General features: G+C 53.2%; 1 protein-coding gene and 1 pseudogene. One reads left to right on the top strand and one right to left on the bottom strand.

Annotated elements, in window-relative coordinates; genetic code table 11:
- Window positions 1-267, top strand: a pseudogene (locus E3E33_RS10685) (radical SAM protein); the annotation flags it as partial.
- A 63-nt stretch (window positions 268-330) separates the two neighbouring features.
- On the opposite strand, the gene E3E33_RS10680 reads toward E3E33_RS10685, so the two are convergent.
- Window positions 331-504: Lrp/AsnC ligand binding domain-containing protein (locus tag E3E33_RS10680; RefSeq protein ID WP_167731691.1), on the bottom strand; the 174-nt coding region annotated here is incomplete at its 5' end.

Genomic DNA, 504 nt, shown 5'->3' with positions numbered 1-504 from the left:
CTCATCCCGACGAAGGGGACGGAGATGGAAAACGTCCCGAAACCGGGCGTTGAGGAGAGCCTGAAGGTCGTCGAGTACGCGCGCGAGCGCTTTGATGGAGAGCTGAGCATAGGTTGCATGCGCCCAATGGGAAGATGGCGGGTGGAATTCGACAGGGGGGCGGTTCTGAAAGGAGTTGACAGATTGACGAATCCGCCGAGGAAGGTCATCGAGTGGGCAAAAACTGTCAGAGAAGTCGAGATAATCTACGAGTGCTGTGTTATGTAGGGCTCATCAAACCTCGCATCATCATAAATCAGAAAGGAGAACGCCAATCATCGCCCTAAAGCCTCAGAGCTCCTCTTTAACCGTAACGAAGGACACCATGGTTACCGTCTGACCGACACCCTTTATTTCCCTAAGCTTGTCAACGACGATTTTACCGACTTCCTCAGAGCTGGGGGCGCGGACCTTTATGAGAAGGTCCCACTCACCGGCTATTATGTGAACCTCGTAGACACCTTC

The sequence above is a fragment of the Thermococcus sp. GR5 genome (assembly GCF_012027535.1).
GTDB classification, from domain to species: Archaea; Methanobacteriota_B; Thermococci; order Thermococcales; family Thermococcaceae; genus Thermococcus; species Thermococcus onnurineus.
The sequence above is the reverse complement of the archived record's forward strand: the minus strand, read 5'-3'. Positions and strand labels throughout refer to the sequence as shown.